This is a genomic window from Rathayibacter sp. AY1H2, from assembly GCF_002931985.1.
Lineage (GTDB): Bacteria > Actinomycetota > Actinomycetes > Actinomycetales > Microbacteriaceae > Rathayibacter.
In genome coordinates this window covers 291,352-306,628 of the sequence record NZ_PSUV01000002.1, presented here as the reverse complement: position 1 = coordinate 306,628, position 15,277 = coordinate 291,352, and the positions used below count along the sequence as shown (strand labels likewise).

The following is a 15,277-nucleotide window of genomic DNA, read 5'->3' as shown; positions in this document are numbered from 1 at the left end:
GACGCCGGTCCGACGCTCAGCCTCTGGAAGAGGTCGAGGTGCATGCCGAGCGCGTCCGCGAGGATCGCCTTGATCGTGTCGCCGTGGCTGACCGCCGCCCACACCGCGCCGGCCCCGTGCTCCTCCGCCACCGCCGCGTCGTGCCGGCGGATCGCCGACACGGCCCGGGCCTGCATCGCGAGCATCCCCTCGCCGCCGGGGAACACCACCGCGGAGGGCTGGTTCTGCACCGTCGCCCAGAGCGGCTCCGTCGCGAGATCCCGCAGCGAGCGCCCCGACCAGTCGCCGTAGTCGCACTCGGTGATGCCCTTGTCGATCACCGTCGCCGGCGATCCCGTCTGCCGCTCGAGGACGAAGCGCGTGGTCTGCCGGCACCGCTCGAGCGGGCTCGACACCACGGTCGCGAGCTCGACCGCCGCCAGCCGCTCCCCGGTGCGCGCCGCCTGCGTGCGTCCGACGTCGTCGAGCCGCACTCCGGCGGTGCGTCCGGCGAGGATCCCCGCGGTGTTCGCGGTGGTGCGTCCGTGCCGGACGAGGAGGAGCGTGGGCATGGGGCCAGCGTAGGCGGCCGTGCTCCGCCCCGCCCCGTCGAGCCGCCGGGGCCGCGCCGGTGCGTTCCGCGCGACTCCATCGCGGGACGGATGCCCCGACCGCAGCGCCTGCCTAGGGTGGAGGAGCGGCCGCCCACCGCGGCCCGGAAGGGACACACATGGACGGGACGACGCCCCCCGGCATTCCCCAGGACGGCACGGACACCGAGAGCCCCGCCGCGCGCACCGCCGCCGACGGCACCGACTCCGCGCACACCGACTCCGCGCACACCGACTCCGCGACCCCCGCGTGGGCCGCCCCCGAGGCCTTCGGCCGCCACGGCGAGGTCGCTCTGCGGATCCGCGGCCTCCGCAAGCGCTTCGGCGACAAGGAGGCCGTGAAGGACATCGACCTCGACGTCCCCGCCGGCTCCTTCTTCGGGCTCGTCGGCCCCAACGGCGCGGGCAAGACGACGACCCTCTCGATGGCCACGGCCCTGCTCCGCCCCGACAGCGGCGTCGTCACGATCCACGAGGTCGACGTCTGGAAGGACACCCTCGAGGCGAAGCGGCTGATCGGCGTCCTCGCCGACGGCGTCAAGCTGTTCGACCGCCTCACCGGTCTCCAGCTCGTCACCTACTACGGCCTGCTCTGCGGGCTCGAGCGCTCCGTCGTCGTCGAGCGGACCGACGACCTCCTCGCCCTGCTCGGCCTCGATCCGGCCGACCGCACGCTCGTTGTGGACTACTCCGCGGGCATGACCAAGAAGATCGCGCTCGCCTGCGCGCTCGTGCGCGCCCCGCGCCTCCTGGTGCTCGACGAGCCGTTCGAGTCGGTCGACCCGGTCTCGGCGGCGAACATCCGCGACATCCTGACCGGCTTCGTCGCGTCGGGCGGCACGGTCATCGTGTCGTCCCACTCCATGGACCTCGTCGAGCGGATGTGCGACCGGGTCGCCGTCATCGCCGACGGCCGCGTGCTCGCCTCCGGCACCCTCGAGGAGGTCCGCGCCGGCTCCAGCCTCGAGGAGCGCTTCGTCGAGCTGGTCGGCGGCCGCACCCACCAGGAGGGACCGGCATGGTTGCGCATCTCCTGAGGCTGCGGCTGCTCCTGCTCCGCAACTCGCTGACGCGGAACGTGTGGCAGCTGATCGGCGTGATCCTCGGCGGTCTCTACGCGATCGCAGTGCTCGGTCTGGTCGCGGCCGGCCTGGTCGCGCTCGGAGGCACGGACCCGGCGTTCGCGAACGTCGCGATCGTCCTCGGCGGATCCGCTCTGATCCTCGGCTGGGTGCTCGGGCCGATCTTCCTGTCCGGCTCCGACCAGAGCCTCGACCTGCCCACCCTCGCGACGTTCCCGATCCCGCTGCGGACCCTCCTCCTCGGGCTCGCCGCCGCGGGCCTCGCGGGCATCCCCGGCGTGGTGACCACGCTCGGGGGGCTCGCCTCCGCCGCCGCCTGGTGGAGCCGTCCGATCGGCATCCTGCCCGGCCTCGTCGCCGCGGTGATCGGCGTCGCGACCTGCGTGGTCGCGTCCCGCCTGATCGGCGCGCTCACCACGGGCCTGGGCTCGAGCCGCCGCTACCGCGAGGTGATCGGCGGCGTCGTGCTCGTCGTCGTCATCCTGCTCGGACCTCTCTTCTTCGGCCTGACCAACGTGATCCGCGACGGCCTGGACATCCTGCCCGTGATCGCGGGCGCCCTCGGCTGGTCGCCGCTCGGCGCGATCTGGGCCGTCCCCGGATCCGTCGTCGCGGGCGACTGGGTCGCGGCGATCGCGCGCCTGCTGATCGGGCTCGCGACGCTGGCCGTCCTCGTCTGGGCGTGGGCCCGGGCGCTGCGGCACGCGCTCGCGGAGCCCGCCGCGTCCGGCGCGCACTCCGCCTCCGGATCCGCGGGCCTCGGCCTGTTCGGGCGCTTCCCCGGCACCCCGACCGGCGCCGTCGCCGCGCGTGCCCTCGGATACTGGTGGCGCGACCCGCGCTACAGCCGCGGGCTCCTCGTCATCCCCGCCGTCGTCGTCCTCGCGGTGTTCTACTCCGCGATCGGCAGCGGCGGCGATACCTTCGTGCTGCTCTCGGCCGTGCTCGTCGGCCTGATCTTCGGCGTGACCCTCTGCGCCGACGTGTCGTACGACGGCACCGCCTGGGCGGCGCACGTCAGCTCCGGAGTGACGGGGTCGGCCGACCGCGCCGGTCGCGTCGTCGCCGCCGCGATCATCGGCATCCCTGCGGTCGTCGTCGTGGCGGTAGGCACCGCGCTGTACGCGGGACGCGCCGACGCGATCCCGGCCGTGCTGGGCATGGCGCTGGCCCTCGTGCTCAGCGGGTTCGGAGTGTCGAGCGTCGCCTCGTCGCTCGTCGTCTACCCCGTGCCCGGGCCGGGGGACAGCCCGCTGAAGACGCCGCCGGGCTCCGGGATGATCTCGAGCGTCGTGATGCTGGGGAGCATGGCCGCGACCGGCCTGCTGGCGCTCCCGTCGATCGTCCTCGGCGCGATCTCGCTCATCGGCGGCGACCCGGCCTTCGGCCTGATCGGACTGGCGGCCGCCCTCGTGCTGGGCACCGTCTTCGCGCTGGTCGGCATCCGCGTCGGCGGTCGGATCGTCGACCGCCGAGCGCCGGAGCTGTTCGCCGCCCTCGTGACGATCGGCTGACGCGGGTGGCGGGGCGCGGGTGGGCGGTTCCCGCCCGCTCCCCGTCTCCGCCCCGCTCCTCGCCCCCGCGAGTGCGCGAAAGTTGTCGCACTCGAGCTCGAGTGCGACAACTCCTGCACACTCGCGGGAGCCGGCGAGGACCGCGCGCACCCGCGAGTGGCCGCGCGCCCGCGAAGGCCCGCACACGGGAGCCGCGGCAGAATGTGGACATGCGCAGCCTCGAAGTCCTCCTCGATCCGGAGTCGGAGGCTCGCGTCCGCGGCCAGTGGGAGGCGCTCGAGGCGGCCGGCATCCCGAGCCTCGCGCTGCACACGTCCGCCAGCAACCGCCCGCACCTCACCCTCGTCGCCGGGCCGGAGCTGACCGCCCCGGAGCCGGGCGCGCTCGGTCCGCTGCCGGCGACGGCCGACCTCGGTGCTGTCCTCCTCTTCCCGCACGCCGGGCGCTTCGTCCTCGCCTGGGGAGTGGTCCGCTCGCCCGCCCTCGACGCGCTGCACGGCCGTGCCACGCGCCTCGTGCCGGGCGGCGTCGACACCTCGCTGCCGGACGCCTGGACGCCGCACATCAGCGTCTCGCGCCGCCTCCGCGCCGAGCAGCTCGGCGACGCCGTCCCCCTCCTCGGCGAGCCGTTCACCGTCGGCCTCGCGGGCGTCCGCTTCTGGGACGGCGACACCCGCACCCTCACCGACCTCTGATCCGGGCGCCGCAGAAGCCCCCCGACGCTCCTTGCAGCCGCCTCCCCAGGTCCCTCCCTGCAGCCCTTCTCCACAGTTCCCCGGACCCCCGGGGCGGCGTCGGAGGCGGCGGGTAGAGTTCCCCGGGTGACAGAGCCCACCGCGACAGCCCTCCCCGCCCCGCCGCTCGCCGACCCCTCGGCGGAGTCCCGCGGCGGCGTCCGGAGCGATGCGGCGAGCGGCGCCCCGGGATCCGGATCCTCCGAGGCGCAGGCGATCCTCGAGAAGGTCTTCGGCTACGGCTCCTTCCGCGGCGAGCAGCAGGCCATCGTCGAGCAGGTCATCGGAGGCGGCGACGCCGTCGTCCTGATGCCCACCGGCGGCGGCAAGTCGCTCTGCTACCAGATCCCCGCCATCGTGCGCCCCGGCACCGGCGTGGTCGTGTCCCCGCTCATCGCGCTGATGCAGGACCAGGTCGACGCCCTCCGCGCGAACGGCGTCCGCGCCGAGTTCCTCAACTCCACCCAGGACGCGGGCGAGCGCAGCCGCGTCGAGCGCGCCTACCTCGACGGCGAGCTCGACCTGCTCTACGTCGCTCCGGAGCGCCTGGGCAACGAGGGCATGAAGCAGTTCCTCGCCCGCGGCCGGATCGCCCTCTTCGCGATCGACGAGGCCCACTGCGTCAGCCAGTGGGGCCACGACTTCCGCCCCGACTACCTCGCACTGGGCGAGCTCGCCGAGCGCTGGCCCGACGTCCCGCGCATCGCCCTCACCGCGACCGCCACCGAGGCGACGCACCGCGAGATCACGTCGCGCCTGCACCTCGGCGCCGCCCGCCACTTCGTCTCGAGCTTCGACCGCCCGAACATCCAGTACCGGATCGTCAACAAGGTCGAGCCGCGCAAGCAGCTGATCGACTTCCTGCGGCGCGAGCACGCGCACGACGCGGGCATCGTCTACGCCCTCTCCCGCAAGAGCGTCGAGGCGACGGCCGAGGCGCTGCGATCGGCGGGCTTCGACGCCGTCGCGTACCACGCGGGACTCGACTCGCGGGTGCGCGCCGCCGCCCAGTCGCGGTTCCTCCGCGAGGAGGGCGTCATCGTCTGCGCGACCATCGCCTTCGGCATGGGGATCGACAAGCCGGACGTGCGGTTCGTCGCGCACATCGACCTGCCCAAGTCGGTCGAGGGCTACTACCAGGAGACGGGTCGCGCCGGCCGTGACGGACTGCCGTCCACCGCCTGGCTCGCCTACGGCCTGCAGGACGTGGTGCAGCAGCGCCGGATGATCGACGAGTCGCCGGGAGACCTGGCGCACCGTCGGCGGATGTCCGCGCACCTGGACGCGATGCTCGCGCTCTCCGAGACGGTCCAGTGCCGCCGGGTGAACCTGCTCGCCTACTTCGGCCAGGAGAGCACCGCCTGCGGCAATTGCGACACCTGCCTCGAGCCGCCCGCCTCCTGGGACGGCACGGTCGCGGCGCAGAAGTTCCTGTCGACGGTCGTCCGCCTCAAGCGGGAGCGCAACCAGCAGTTCGGCGCCGGTCACATCATCGACGTCCTCCGCGGCAAGACCACGCCGCGCACCACCCAGCACCAGCACGACGGCCTCGCCACCTGGGGCATCGGCGCCGAGCTCAGCGACACCCAGTGGCGCGGAGTCGCCCGCCAGCTCCTCGCGCAGGGCCTGCTCGGCGTCAACGACGACGGCTTCGGCACGCTCGTGCTCACGCCCGCGTCCGGCTCCGTCCTCGGCGGCGAGCGGAAGGTCGAGCTGCGGCAGGAGCCGGAGAAGCCGGCCCGCTCCAGCGGATCCTCCCGCTCCGGGCGGTCCACGGTCGCCGAGTTGTCGGGCGAGGCTCAGCCGCTGTTCGAGCGGCTCCGGGAGTGGCGCGCCGCGCAGGCCCGCGCGCAGGCGGTCCCGGCCTACATCGTCTTCAACGACGCGACCCTCCGCGAGATCGCGACCGCCGAGCCGGCGACGATGGACGCGCTCAGCATCATCGGCGGCGTCGGCCAGAAGAAGCTGCTCACCTACGGCGAGGCCGTTCTCGCCGTCGTCGCGGGGGAGAGCCCCGAGATCGCCGTCCCGGAACCCGGTGAGGAGGCTCCCGCTCCCCGCCGCGCGCCGGCCGCCCGTGGCGGGTCGTCCCGCTCGCAAGGGGCGAAGCCCTCGTTCGGCCGCGAATCGTCCGGTCCGCCGGTGTCCGCCGCGCAGCCGCCGGAGGACGACTGGGTGCCGCCGGACGAGCCCGACTGGGAGCCCGGCTGGGACAGCTACTGATCCATCGCTGAGGCGCGCGGTTCACCGCCCGCGACGGAGGCGGGCGCCGGCGCGAGCGATCGTGTTCCGGCGCCCGCGTCGGTGATCGTGCCCACCTCGGCACCGACGCGAGCGTCCTCGGTCCGAGGCGCCGGCGAGCGCCCTCAGCCGCCCGCGCCCGTCGACGCCATCCACCCGCCGAGCAGCGTGCAGCAGAACGACACCGCGAGGCCCGCCACCGGCACCCAGAACGCGATGCGCCGCCGCACCAGCAGCACGATCGAGACGACCAGCGCCGCGACGAACGGGACCCACACTCCTCCCGCGGCGAGGACCATCCCGCCCTCGATCATGCCGATGTCGCAGGCGTTCGATCCGCCGCACGAGTCGCTGGCCATCGCGAAGAACAGCCCGAAGAACGACAGCAGCAGCGTCACCGCGGAGGCCACGAGGATCAGCACGATCGTCAGCACCAGATCCCAGACGCGGACCGGACGGCGATGCGGCACCCCGGATCCCGGCGCCCCGGATCCCGGAGTACTGGTTTCCGGCACCCGGTATTCCGGCGCGGCCGGAGGCCCGGGAGGCGCTGCCGCGACGTCCGAGGGCGGCGCACCCGGAGTCCCGAGAGGCGCGGGCGAGCCGACCACGGGTGGCCCGGCCGCCGGCTGTCGGGCGGGCGGAGGGGGAGGCAGCGGCGGCTCGCTCATGCCGAGAGACTAGCGACGCGTCCTCCGATGAGGCGCCCTCCTCGGCAGAAGCAGCCCGTTCAGCACACGGACGGGCCGTCCCCTCCTCCGCTCCCGTCGGCAGGGACAGCCCGTCCAGCGCACAGACGAGGCGCCCCGTCTCCGCCTGGTCGGTTCCGACAACGCGCTTCCGCCTCCGCCCGGCGCCGTTTGTGCCCGGGCGACGGAACGTTTCCGCCGCGCCGCCGCGCGACCTACCGTGCGAGGACCGCCTCCGCTGCCGCGCCCGTCGGCGCACGACGCACCGGAAGCGGCCCGAACCGCAGACGGTCGAAGGGACACGAACACCATGGTCAGCACCGCTCCCCACCCCCGCTCCGCCGCCGACGCCGCCGACCGGGCGGCCACCGGGCGCACGCGGGCCCGGCGCTCCCGCTCGGGCTCCATCGCGCCCACGCCGCCGGTGGACTCCCTCGGCTCCGAGGTCGACGCGCGCCTGGACGAGGACGGCGCCCCCTCCGTCGACGTCGCCGCCCTCGGCGAGACCCTGCTCGGCGCCTGGCGCGAGCAGCGCCTCGCCAGCCGCGCCCTGACCGCCCGCCCCGAGCTGCACCGCACCGACGGCCTCCCGATGAAGGAGCACCGCCTCCGCGTCTCGGAGCAGATGCGCGTGCTCGCGGCCGAGGGCGGCGTGCACCGTGCCTTCCCGATCGACCTCGGCGGCGAGGCCGATCACGGCGGCAACATCGCCGGCTTCGAGGAGCTGGTCACCGCCGACCCCTCGCTGCAGATCAAGTCCGGCGTGCAGTGGGGGCTCTTCGGCGCCGCGGTCCTGCACCTGGGCACCCGCCCGCACCACGAGAAGTGGCTGCCGGGGATCATGAGCCTCGAGATCCCGGGCGCTTTCGCGATGACCGAGACCGGGCACGGATCCGACGTCGCGTCGATCGCCACGACCGCCACCTACGAGGACGGCGAGTTCGTGCTGCGGACGCCGTTCCGCGCGGCCTGGAAGGACTACCTCGGCAACGCGGCGGTGGACGGGCGCGCGGCGGTCGTCTTCGCGCAGCTGGTCACCCGCGGGGTGAACCACGGCGTCCACGCCTTCTTCGTCCCGATCCGCGACGAGCAGGGCGCGTTCCTGCCCGGCGTCGGCGGGGAGGACGACGGCCTCAAGGGTGGTCTGAACGGGATCGACAACGGCCGCCTCCACTTCGACGGCGTCCGCGTCCCGCGCGAGAACCTGCTGAACCGCTACGGCGACGTCGCCGCCGACGGCACCTACTCCTCGCCGATCGCGAGCCCGGGCCGCCGTTTCTTCACCATGCTCGGCACGCTGGTGCAGGGCCGCGTCTCTCTCGACGGAGCCTCGGTCGCCGCGGCGAAGATCGCGCTGACGGTCGCCGTCACCTACGGCGGCCAGCGCCGCCAGTTCACCGGCGGCGGCGAGCGGGAGGAGGTGCTGCTCGACTACCAGCGGCACCAGCGCCGCCTCCTGCCGCGCCTGGCCACCACCTACGCCGCCGCCTTCGCGCACGAGAAGCTGCTGACGGCGTTCGACGAGGTCTTCTCCGGCGCGAACGACACCGAGCAGTCGCGGCAGGACCTCGAGACCCTCGCCGCGGGGCTGAAGGCGCTCTCGACCTGGCACGCTCTCGACACGCTGCAGGAGGCGCGCGAGGCCTGCGGAGGCGCGGGCTTCCTCGCGGAGAACCGGCTCACGCAGCTGCGCGCCGACCTCGACGTGTACGCGACCTTCGAGGGCGACAACACCGTGCTCCTCCAGCTGGTCGCCAAGCGCCTGCTGACCGACGTCGGCCGCCGCTTCAAGGGCGCCCAGCCCGCGGAGCTCGCGCGGTACGCCGCCTCGCAGGTCGCGGGGGCGACCGTCGACAACTCGGGTCTGCGCCGTCTGGCCCAGGTCGTCGCCGATCGCGGATCGACGGCCCGCTCGGTCGGCCAGCTGCGGGAGGACGAGCGCGAGCTGCTCACCGGCCGCGTCGAGAGCATGGTCGCGGGGATCGCCTCACGGCTGCGCCCGGCGTCGAAGCTGCCCTCCGACGAGGCGGCCCGCCTGTTCAACGCGCACCAGAGCGAGCTCATCGAGGCGGCGCGCGCGCACGCCGAGCTGCTGCAGTGGGAGGCGTTCACGGAGGCGCTCGCCGGCGTCGAGGACGCGGGCACGCGCACCGTCCTCACCTGGCTCCGCGACCTGTTCGGCCTGGGCCTGATCGAGAAGCACCTCGACTGGTACCTCATCCACGGGCGCCTGTCGTCGCAGCGAGCGGTCGCGGTGACGTCCTACATCGACCGGCTGCTCGCCCGCATCCGCCCGCACGCCGCCGACCTGGTCGCGTCGTTCGGCTACGGGCCCGAGCACGTGCGCGCGGCGATCGCGACCGGCGCCGAGGCGGAGCGCCAGGAGGAGGCGCACGCCTGGTATGAGGCCGCCCGCGCCTCCGGCACCCTCCCCACTCCGGAGAAGCGCCGCTGAGCCCCTCCTCGAGATGCCGCTCCGGTACGCGACACGTCGCGCGAGGCGCACCGGAGTGGCATCCCGTGGCGACAGGACGGGGAGGGGCGCGTCAGGACGCGAGGAACGCCAGCGCCTGGTCGCGCTCGGCGCGCAGCTCGAGCACGGACTCGTCGATCCGCGCGCGGGAGTGCGCGTCGATCTCGAGCCCCTCGATGATCCGCCACTCGCCGTCGACGGAGCGGACCGGGAACGAGGAGATCAGCCCCTCCTCCACCCCGTAGGAGCCGTCCGACTCGACGGCGGCCGAGGTCCACGACGTGCCGTCGACCCAGTCGCGCACGTGATCGATCGCGGCGGAGGCGGCGGACGCGGCCGAGGAGGCTCCGCGGACCTCGATGATCTCGGCGCCGCGCTTGGCGACCCGCGGCTCGAACTCCGTGTGCAGCCACTCCGCGTCGACCAGCTCGGGCACCGGCCGTCCGCCGACGGTGGCGTGCGTCGCGTCGGGGTACTGCGAGGCGGAGTGGTTGCCCCAGATCGCGACGCCCTCGATCGCGTCGACGGGGGCGTCGAGCTTCGCGGCGAGCTGCGCGACCGCCCGGTTGTGGTCGAGGCGCGTCATCGCGGTGAAGCGGCCGGCGGGGATGTCCGGGGCGCTGCGCCGCGCGATCCAGGCGTTGGTGTTGGCCGGGTTGCCGACGACCAGCACGCGGATGTCGGAGGCGGCGTGCGCGTTCAGCGCGGCGCCCTGAGGCCCGAAGATGCCCGCGTTCGCGGCGAGCAGGTCGGCGCGCTCCATGCCCGCGCTGCGCGGCCGGGCGCCCACGAGGAGGGCGACGCTCGCGCCGTCGAACGCGGCGGCCGGGTCGTCCGTCGCCTCGATCCCGCGGAGGAGGGGGAAGGCGCCGTCCTGCAGCTCGAGCGCCGTGCCCGCGGCCGCGCGGAGGCCGGAGGGGATCTCGAGCAGGTTCAGGCGGACGGGGACGTCCGGCCCGAGGAGCTGACCCGAGGCGATGCGGAAAAGGAGCGCGTAGCCGATGGCGCCTCCCGCTCCCGTGACCGTGACCGTGACCGGAGTGCGCTGCTGGTTCATGCGCCGAGCGTATTCCCGCCGGCTGGGGGAGGGGGAGGAGTCAGCCGGACGGCGGGCCCTCGGCGGGAGGCGCCGTCGACCCGCGGAGCACGAGCTTGTTGCGCAGCCGCACGTGCTGCTCGGCCACGCTCCCGCCGTCGATCAGCGTCAGGAGCGCCCGGGCGGCCGCGCGCCCCACGCGGTGCAGCGGCTGCCTCACCGTCGTGAGCGCGGGGACCACCCGGGAGGCGTCGGGCACGTCGTCGTAGCCCACGACCGAAAGCTGCCCCGGCACCGAGAGGCCCAGCGCCCGGGCCGCCTCGATCACGGCGATGGCGGAGGCGTCGTTCGCGGCGAGGACCGCCGTCGGGCGGTCGGGCAGCAGCAGCAGCTCGTGGGCGGCGGCGAGGGAGGGGTCGTGCCGGTAGTAGCCGACCCGTACGAGCGCGGGGTCGTAGGGGAGGCCGGCGTCCGCGAGCGCCCGCTGGTAGCCGGCGCCGCGCCGGTGCGACGACTCCAGGTCGGGGCGGCCCGCGACGAAGCCGATGCGGCGGTGGCCGAGCCCGATCAGGTGGCTGGTCGCCAGCTGCGCTCCGCCGAAGTCGTCGGTCGCCACCGAGTGCAGCTCGGTCTGCGCGGTCAGCGGATCCACGACGACGAGCGGCAGGTCCGACGGGGGGATCACGCCGGAGGGAGTCACCAGGATCGCTCCCGCTACGTGCGCCTCGGTGAGGCGCCGCAGGGACTCCTGCTCCCATCCCGCCCGGCCCCGGCGGCTCGCCCCGCTGCCGGCGAGGAGGTCGAACCGGGTCCCCCGGAGCGCCGTCGCCACTCCCTGCAGCACCTCCGTGCCGAACGGCTCGAAGTCGCCCAGGAGCACGCCGATGACGCCTGAGCGCTCCGCGCACTCCGTCGTCACGACCTCCTGCTCGGCCTCCGCCGTCGCCGCCCCTGCGGACATCCTCGTCCCCTCCCGCCGTCCCCGCCCGGCCGCGGCGGAACGCGGTGATCGCCTCGCTGCGCTGCTCCGGACGGTTGAGAACACGTCCTTGCAATCGGGAATGTTCCCGGTAACATTGCCCGCAAGACTAGCTGAGGGAAAGCTCAGCAGTCGAGAGAGACGAGTATCGGGCAGCCTTTCTCCCCTCAGTGCTGAGGGGGTCGAGAGCTGGAGCTCGCGTGGCCACGCTGTGGAAGCCGCCGCGCACGAGCCGTCCGCCGCTCTCCGCGCGTCCTGCGCTCCAGGCGCGGCCGAACGCCCCTCGGGCTGCGCCGCGCTCCGTCCTCTCGCGGCCTCGGGCCGCGCCACCACTCCGCGCCGTCCGGCGCTCGACCTGATCGGCGACGATGCCGATCGAGTGAGGAACACCATGTCCACGCGACGCACCCCCCGACCCCTCTGGCTCGTCCGCTCGGGCGCCGCTCTCGCCGGCTGCCTGCTCCTGTCCGGCGTCGCCGCCGCGGCCGCGGCCGCCGACACCGAGTACGGCTCCGACGACGTCGACGTGAACGTCAGCATCGAGGAGCTGGAGCAGCCCGGCGCCCTCTCGATGTCGATCGACGGCACCTCCGCCACGCTCACAGAGGAGGGCTCCACCCCGACCGTGCGCGCGTTCACCGGGCAGCTGCCCGACGTGACCGTGACGGACACCCGGACCGTCGACGAGATCCCGGCCGGAGCCGGCTGGTACGTCCTCGGCTCGGCGAGCGCCTTCACCGGCGACGCGGACCAGGAGGACATCTCCTCCGACCACCTCGGCTGGACGCCGGTCCTCGTGGACGGCGGCGAGTCGGGCCTCGTGTCCGAGGGCGACCCGGTCGACACGATCCTCGACGAGGGCGCCGACGCCGTGGGGCTGTTCGACCAGGAGCTGCTCGCGCTGTCGCTCGACTCGCAGGAGACCGCGACGGACGGGTCCTGGACCGTGTCCGCGGGCCTCACCCTGAAGACCGAGGCCGACGTCGCCCCCGGCGACTACTCCTCCGTCCTGACGCTGTCGCTGTTCGAATGACCCCGATGCGCGCAGTCGCCTCCACGGCGATCGGCGCCCTCCTCGCGGCGGGCCTGCTCGCCTCCGGCGCGGCTCCGGCGACCGCGGCCGGCGCGTGGTCGCCGAAGGCCTCCTACACGTCGACGGACCGCGGCGACGGCACCTACTCCGTGCCGCTGCTGAACGCCGACGTGCCCGACGTCAGCGTCGAGCGCGTGCCCGCGTCCGAGAACGACGAGGGCCGCGACATCTACTACATGATCAGCACCACGATGCACCTGAGCCCGGGCGCCCCGATCATGAAGTCCTACGACCTCGTCAACTGGGAGATCGTCAACTACGTCTTCGACCGGCTCGAGATCGGCGACCGCTTCTCGCTCCGGAACGGGCAGAACTCCTACGGCAACGGCCAGTGGGCCTCGTCGCTGCGGTACCACGACGGCCGCTACTACGCGGTCTTCAACACCAACAACCTCGGCGGCTCCTACCTCTACTCGACCGACGACATCGAGGACGGAGCCTGGACCCGCACGGCCCTCGGCCGCGCCTTCCACGACCCGTCGCTGTTCTTCGACGACGCGGACGGCGGCACGCCGTACATCTTCTACGGCTCCGGATCCACCAGCGCCGTGAAGCTGAGCGAGGACCTGACGACCGTCGTCGCCGAGTACCCGAACATCCTCCGCACCTCGGACTACCCGGGAGCCGGCTACCTCGGCGGCCTGTTCGAGGGCGCGCAGGTGCAGTACATCGACGGGCAGTACTACATCGTCATCATCACCTGGCCCTCGGGCCAGGGCCGCCAGGTGGCGCTGTTCCGCTCGTCCGAGCTGCTGGGCCGCTACGCGACCGCCGACGGCAGCAACCCCTACGAGGGCAGGGGCGTGCTGAACTCCAGCGGGTTCGCCCAGGGGAGCCTCGTGCCGATCGCGAAGGAGGACGGCTCGACCGCCTGGCACGGCATGTTCTTCCGCGACAGCTTCCCGACCGGCCGCATCCCCGGGCTCATCCCGGCGACGTGGAAGGACGGCTGGCCGTCGTTCGGGACGAACGGCTCGGTGCCGGTGGGCGGGAGCTTCCCGAAGCCGATCCGCCTCAGCCCCGAGGAGGAGCTGTTCGAGCGGCAGAAGAGCATCGTCGTCTCGGACGACTTCGACAACGACGCCCCGGCGAAGGCCTACCAGGACGAGTCGTGGACGATCCCGCCCGCGCCCGCCTACGACGCGTCGCTGCTCGGCGTGCAGCTGCTCCAGAACCCGGGAGCGGAGTCGGGGACGGCGCCGTGGGCCGGCCAGTTCGGCGCGACGCTGTCGGCCGACACGACCGACCCGGCGTCCGGCACCGCCGCGCTCCGCGTGGGCACCCGCACGCTCAACGGCTCAGGCCCGAGCCAGGTGCTCGCGAACAAGCTGCAGCGCGGCGTGACCTACACCGTGTCCGCGAAGGTGAAGTACACGACCGGCCCCGCGTCGGTCCGCTTCAACCTCTGCGCCGACTTCGGCGCGGGACCCGTGACGATGGCCTCCGCCGCCGTCACGCAGGGGCAGTGGACGACGATCACGGGGACCTACACGGTGCCCGAGACCGCGAACGTCGGCAGCGTGAAGTTCGCCGTCGAGACGCCGTGGGGCAATCCGCAGCCGGCGTCCTCGAGCACCGAGTACCTGCTCGACGACGTCTCGCTCGTCGGTGCCGCTCCCACCCTCGAGCGCCCGACGGCCGCCGAGATCGAGCCGAACGGCTCGACCCTCGCCCTCCCCTGGCAGTGGAACCACGCCCCCGACAACCGCTACTGGTCGCTGACCGAGCGCGAGGGCTGGCTCCGCCTCACCAACGGGAAGGTGCTCAGCGGAACGGCCGCGCACACGCGTCTCTCGGGCTCGCCCGAGATGACGTACCTGGAGGAGGCGCGCAACACGCTCTCCCAGCGCATCGTGGCTCCGAAGCAGTCGGCGGAGGCGGCGTTCGACGTCTCCGGGATGAAGGACGGCGACGTCGCCGGGCTCGCGGCCTACAACCGCGGCTTCTCCTACGTCGCGGTCAAGCGCGTGGACGGCGTCACCACCGTCGGCGTCGTGAACCGCAGCCAGCCGTTCGCGACCACGTTCGATCAGGCGGCCGTCGAGTCCTTCCTCCCCGGCACCACCGCCGCTCTCGGTGACGCCTCGCAGGTGCGCCTGAAGGCCGATCTCGAGCTCTCGGCCCCGGCCGGACAGCTCTGGACGACCTTCTCGTACAGCCTCGACGGGACGAGCTGGACGAAGCTCGGCAGCCGCGTCGGCCCGCAGACCCTCGACGGTCAGCTCACGCACTTCATGGGCCACCGCCTCGGGCTGTTCAGCTACGCGACGAAGACCGCCGGCGGCCACGTCGACGTCGACGAGTTCCTCCTGAGCGACACCCTCTCCTCGGAGGGGAAGGCGCTCGACCGCTCGCAGCTCGACGCGGCCGTCGCTCACGCGGCGACGCTCCGCTCCGACGACTACCCGGCCGACGCCTGGTCCGACCTCCAGTCGGTCCTCGCGAAGGCGCAGGCGGTCGGCACCGCGGGAACGCAGAACCAGATCGACGCCCCGGAGCGCGCGCTCAGCTACCAGCTTGCCCGCCTCGGGACGCTGAAGGAGGCGTCGCTCGATGTGACCGCCGCCGCCGCGACCCGCTGCATCGCGGGGAAGGTCGTCGTGACCGTGCGGGCGACCAACGCCGACGACGTGCCCGTCGCCCTCCGGATGGAGAGCGCCTCCGGCACGAAGACGGTCGCCGCGCTCGCACCCGGCGCCACGACGAGCCACGCCTTCACCACGCGGGCGGCCTCGGTCCCCGCCGCCGAGGTGGTCGTGACCGCGACCGCCACCCTCGACGGCGAGCCGGTGACGACCACGGTGAGAGCGCCCCACCCGGCCGCGTCCTGCGGCTGAGCACTCCGG

At 73.7% G+C, this 15,277-nt stretch carries 11 protein-coding genes; 7 read left to right on the top strand and 4 right to left on the bottom strand.

The features are described from left to right. The coding region (locus tag C5C29_RS03625; RefSeq protein WP_104307954.1) for an MSMEG_4193 family putative phosphomutase at window positions 1-551 on the bottom strand (551 nt) is incomplete at its 3' end. Between the two features lie 158 nt (window positions 552-709). Here C5C29_RS03625 and C5C29_RS03620 point away from each other — a divergent pair. From C5C29_RS03620 to recQ, 4 genes are all read left to right on the top strand, one after another. Next, window positions 710-1,627: an ABC transporter ATP-binding protein gene (locus C5C29_RS03620; RefSeq protein ID WP_104307953.1), complete on the top strand. Its 918-nt coding sequence runs from the start codon at window positions 710-712 to the stop codon at window positions 1,625-1,627. Then, window positions 1,609-3,186, top strand: a complete 1,578-nt coding sequence (locus C5C29_RS03615) for a transporter (RefSeq protein WP_104307952.1) — start codon at window positions 1,609-1,611, stop codon at window positions 3,184-3,186. The genes C5C29_RS03620 and C5C29_RS03615 overlap by 19 nt, the downstream gene beginning before the upstream one ends. 209 nt (window positions 3,187-3,395) lie before the next feature. Beyond that, entirely contained in the window at window positions 3,396-3,881 is a 486-nt protein-coding gene (locus tag C5C29_RS03610; RefSeq protein WP_104307951.1) for a hypothetical protein, read from the top strand. A 126-nt stretch (window positions 3,882-4,007) separates the two neighbouring features. Next, window positions 4,008-6,143, top strand: a complete 2,136-nt coding sequence (recQ, locus tag C5C29_RS03605; protein WP_181067822.1) for a DNA helicase RecQ — start codon at window positions 4,008-4,010, stop codon at window positions 6,141-6,143. Window positions 6,144-6,286: 143 nt separating this feature from the next. On the opposite strand, the gene C5C29_RS17285 is transcribed toward recQ, so the two are convergent. After that, window positions 6,287-6,832: a DUF6264 family protein gene (locus C5C29_RS17285; protein ID WP_219813761.1), complete on the bottom strand. Its 546-nt coding sequence runs from the start codon at window positions 6,830-6,832 to the stop codon at window positions 6,287-6,289. A 328-nt stretch (window positions 6,833-7,160) separates the two neighbouring features. Here C5C29_RS17285 and C5C29_RS03595 point away from each other — a divergent pair, with 328 nt between their 5' ends. After that, window positions 7,161-9,305: an acyl-CoA dehydrogenase gene (locus C5C29_RS03595; RefSeq protein WP_104307949.1), complete on the top strand. Its 2,145-nt coding sequence runs from the start codon at window positions 7,161-7,163 to the stop codon at window positions 9,303-9,305. A 91-nt stretch (window positions 9,306-9,396) separates the two neighbouring features. On the opposite strand, the gene C5C29_RS03590 is transcribed toward C5C29_RS03595, so the two are convergent. After that, window positions 9,397-10,380 (bottom strand): malate dehydrogenase, encoded by a 984-nt coding sequence (locus C5C29_RS03590; protein WP_104224379.1) that lies wholly within the window; start codon window positions 10,378-10,380, stop codon window positions 9,397-9,399. 40 nt (window positions 10,381-10,420) lie between these two features. Next, window positions 10,421-11,320: a LacI family DNA-binding transcriptional regulator gene (locus C5C29_RS03585; protein WP_104224380.1), complete on the bottom strand. Its 900-nt coding sequence runs from the start codon at window positions 11,318-11,320 to the stop codon at window positions 10,421-10,423. Window positions 11,321-11,729: 409 nt separating this feature from the next. Between C5C29_RS03585 and C5C29_RS03580 the strand changes: the two genes are divergently transcribed. Next, window positions 11,730-12,371, top strand: a complete 642-nt coding sequence (locus C5C29_RS03580) for a hypothetical protein (RefSeq protein ID WP_104224406.1) — start codon at window positions 11,730-11,732, stop codon at window positions 12,369-12,371. A gap of 5 nt (window positions 12,372-12,376) precedes the next feature. Then, entirely contained in the window at window positions 12,377-15,268 is a 2,892-nt protein-coding gene (locus tag C5C29_RS03575; RefSeq protein WP_258062340.1) for a family 43 glycosylhydrolase, read from the top strand. Window positions 15,269-15,277 lie beyond the last annotated feature (9 nt).

Bases quoted from the DNA above. Each gene is read 5' to 3' on its own strand.
- C5C29_RS03620 (WP_104307953.1), top strand. From the start codon at position 710: ATGGACGGGACGACGCCCCCCGGCATTCCCCAGGACGGCACGGACACC.
- C5C29_RS03615 (WP_104307952.1), top strand. From the start codon at position 1,609: ATGGTTGCGCATCTCCTGAGGCTGCGGCTGCTCCTGCTCCGCAACTCG.
- C5C29_RS03610 (WP_104307951.1), top strand. From the start codon at position 3,396: ATGCGCAGCCTCGAAGTCCTCCTCGATCCGGAGTCGGAGGCTCGCGTC.
- C5C29_RS17285 (WP_219813761.1), bottom strand. From the start codon at position 6,832: ATGAGCGAGCCGCCGCTGCCTCCCCCTCCGCCCGCCCGACAGCCGGCG.
- C5C29_RS03595 (WP_104307949.1), top strand. From the start codon at position 7,161: ATGGTCAGCACCGCTCCCCACCCCCGCTCCGCCGCCGACGCCGCCGAC.
- C5C29_RS03590 (WP_104224379.1), bottom strand. From the start codon at position 10,380: ATGAACCAGCAGCGCACTCCGGTCACGGTCACGGTCACGGGAGCGGGA.
- C5C29_RS03585 (WP_104224380.1), bottom strand. From the start codon at position 11,320: ATGTCCGCAGGGGCGGCGACGGCGGAGGCCGAGCAGGAGGTCGTGACG.
- C5C29_RS03580 (WP_104224406.1), top strand. From the start codon at position 11,730: ATGTCCACGCGACGCACCCCCCGACCCCTCTGGCTCGTCCGCTCGGGC.
- C5C29_RS03575 (WP_258062340.1), top strand. From the start codon at position 12,377: ATGCGCGCAGTCGCCTCCACGGCGATCGGCGCCCTCCTCGCGGCGGGC.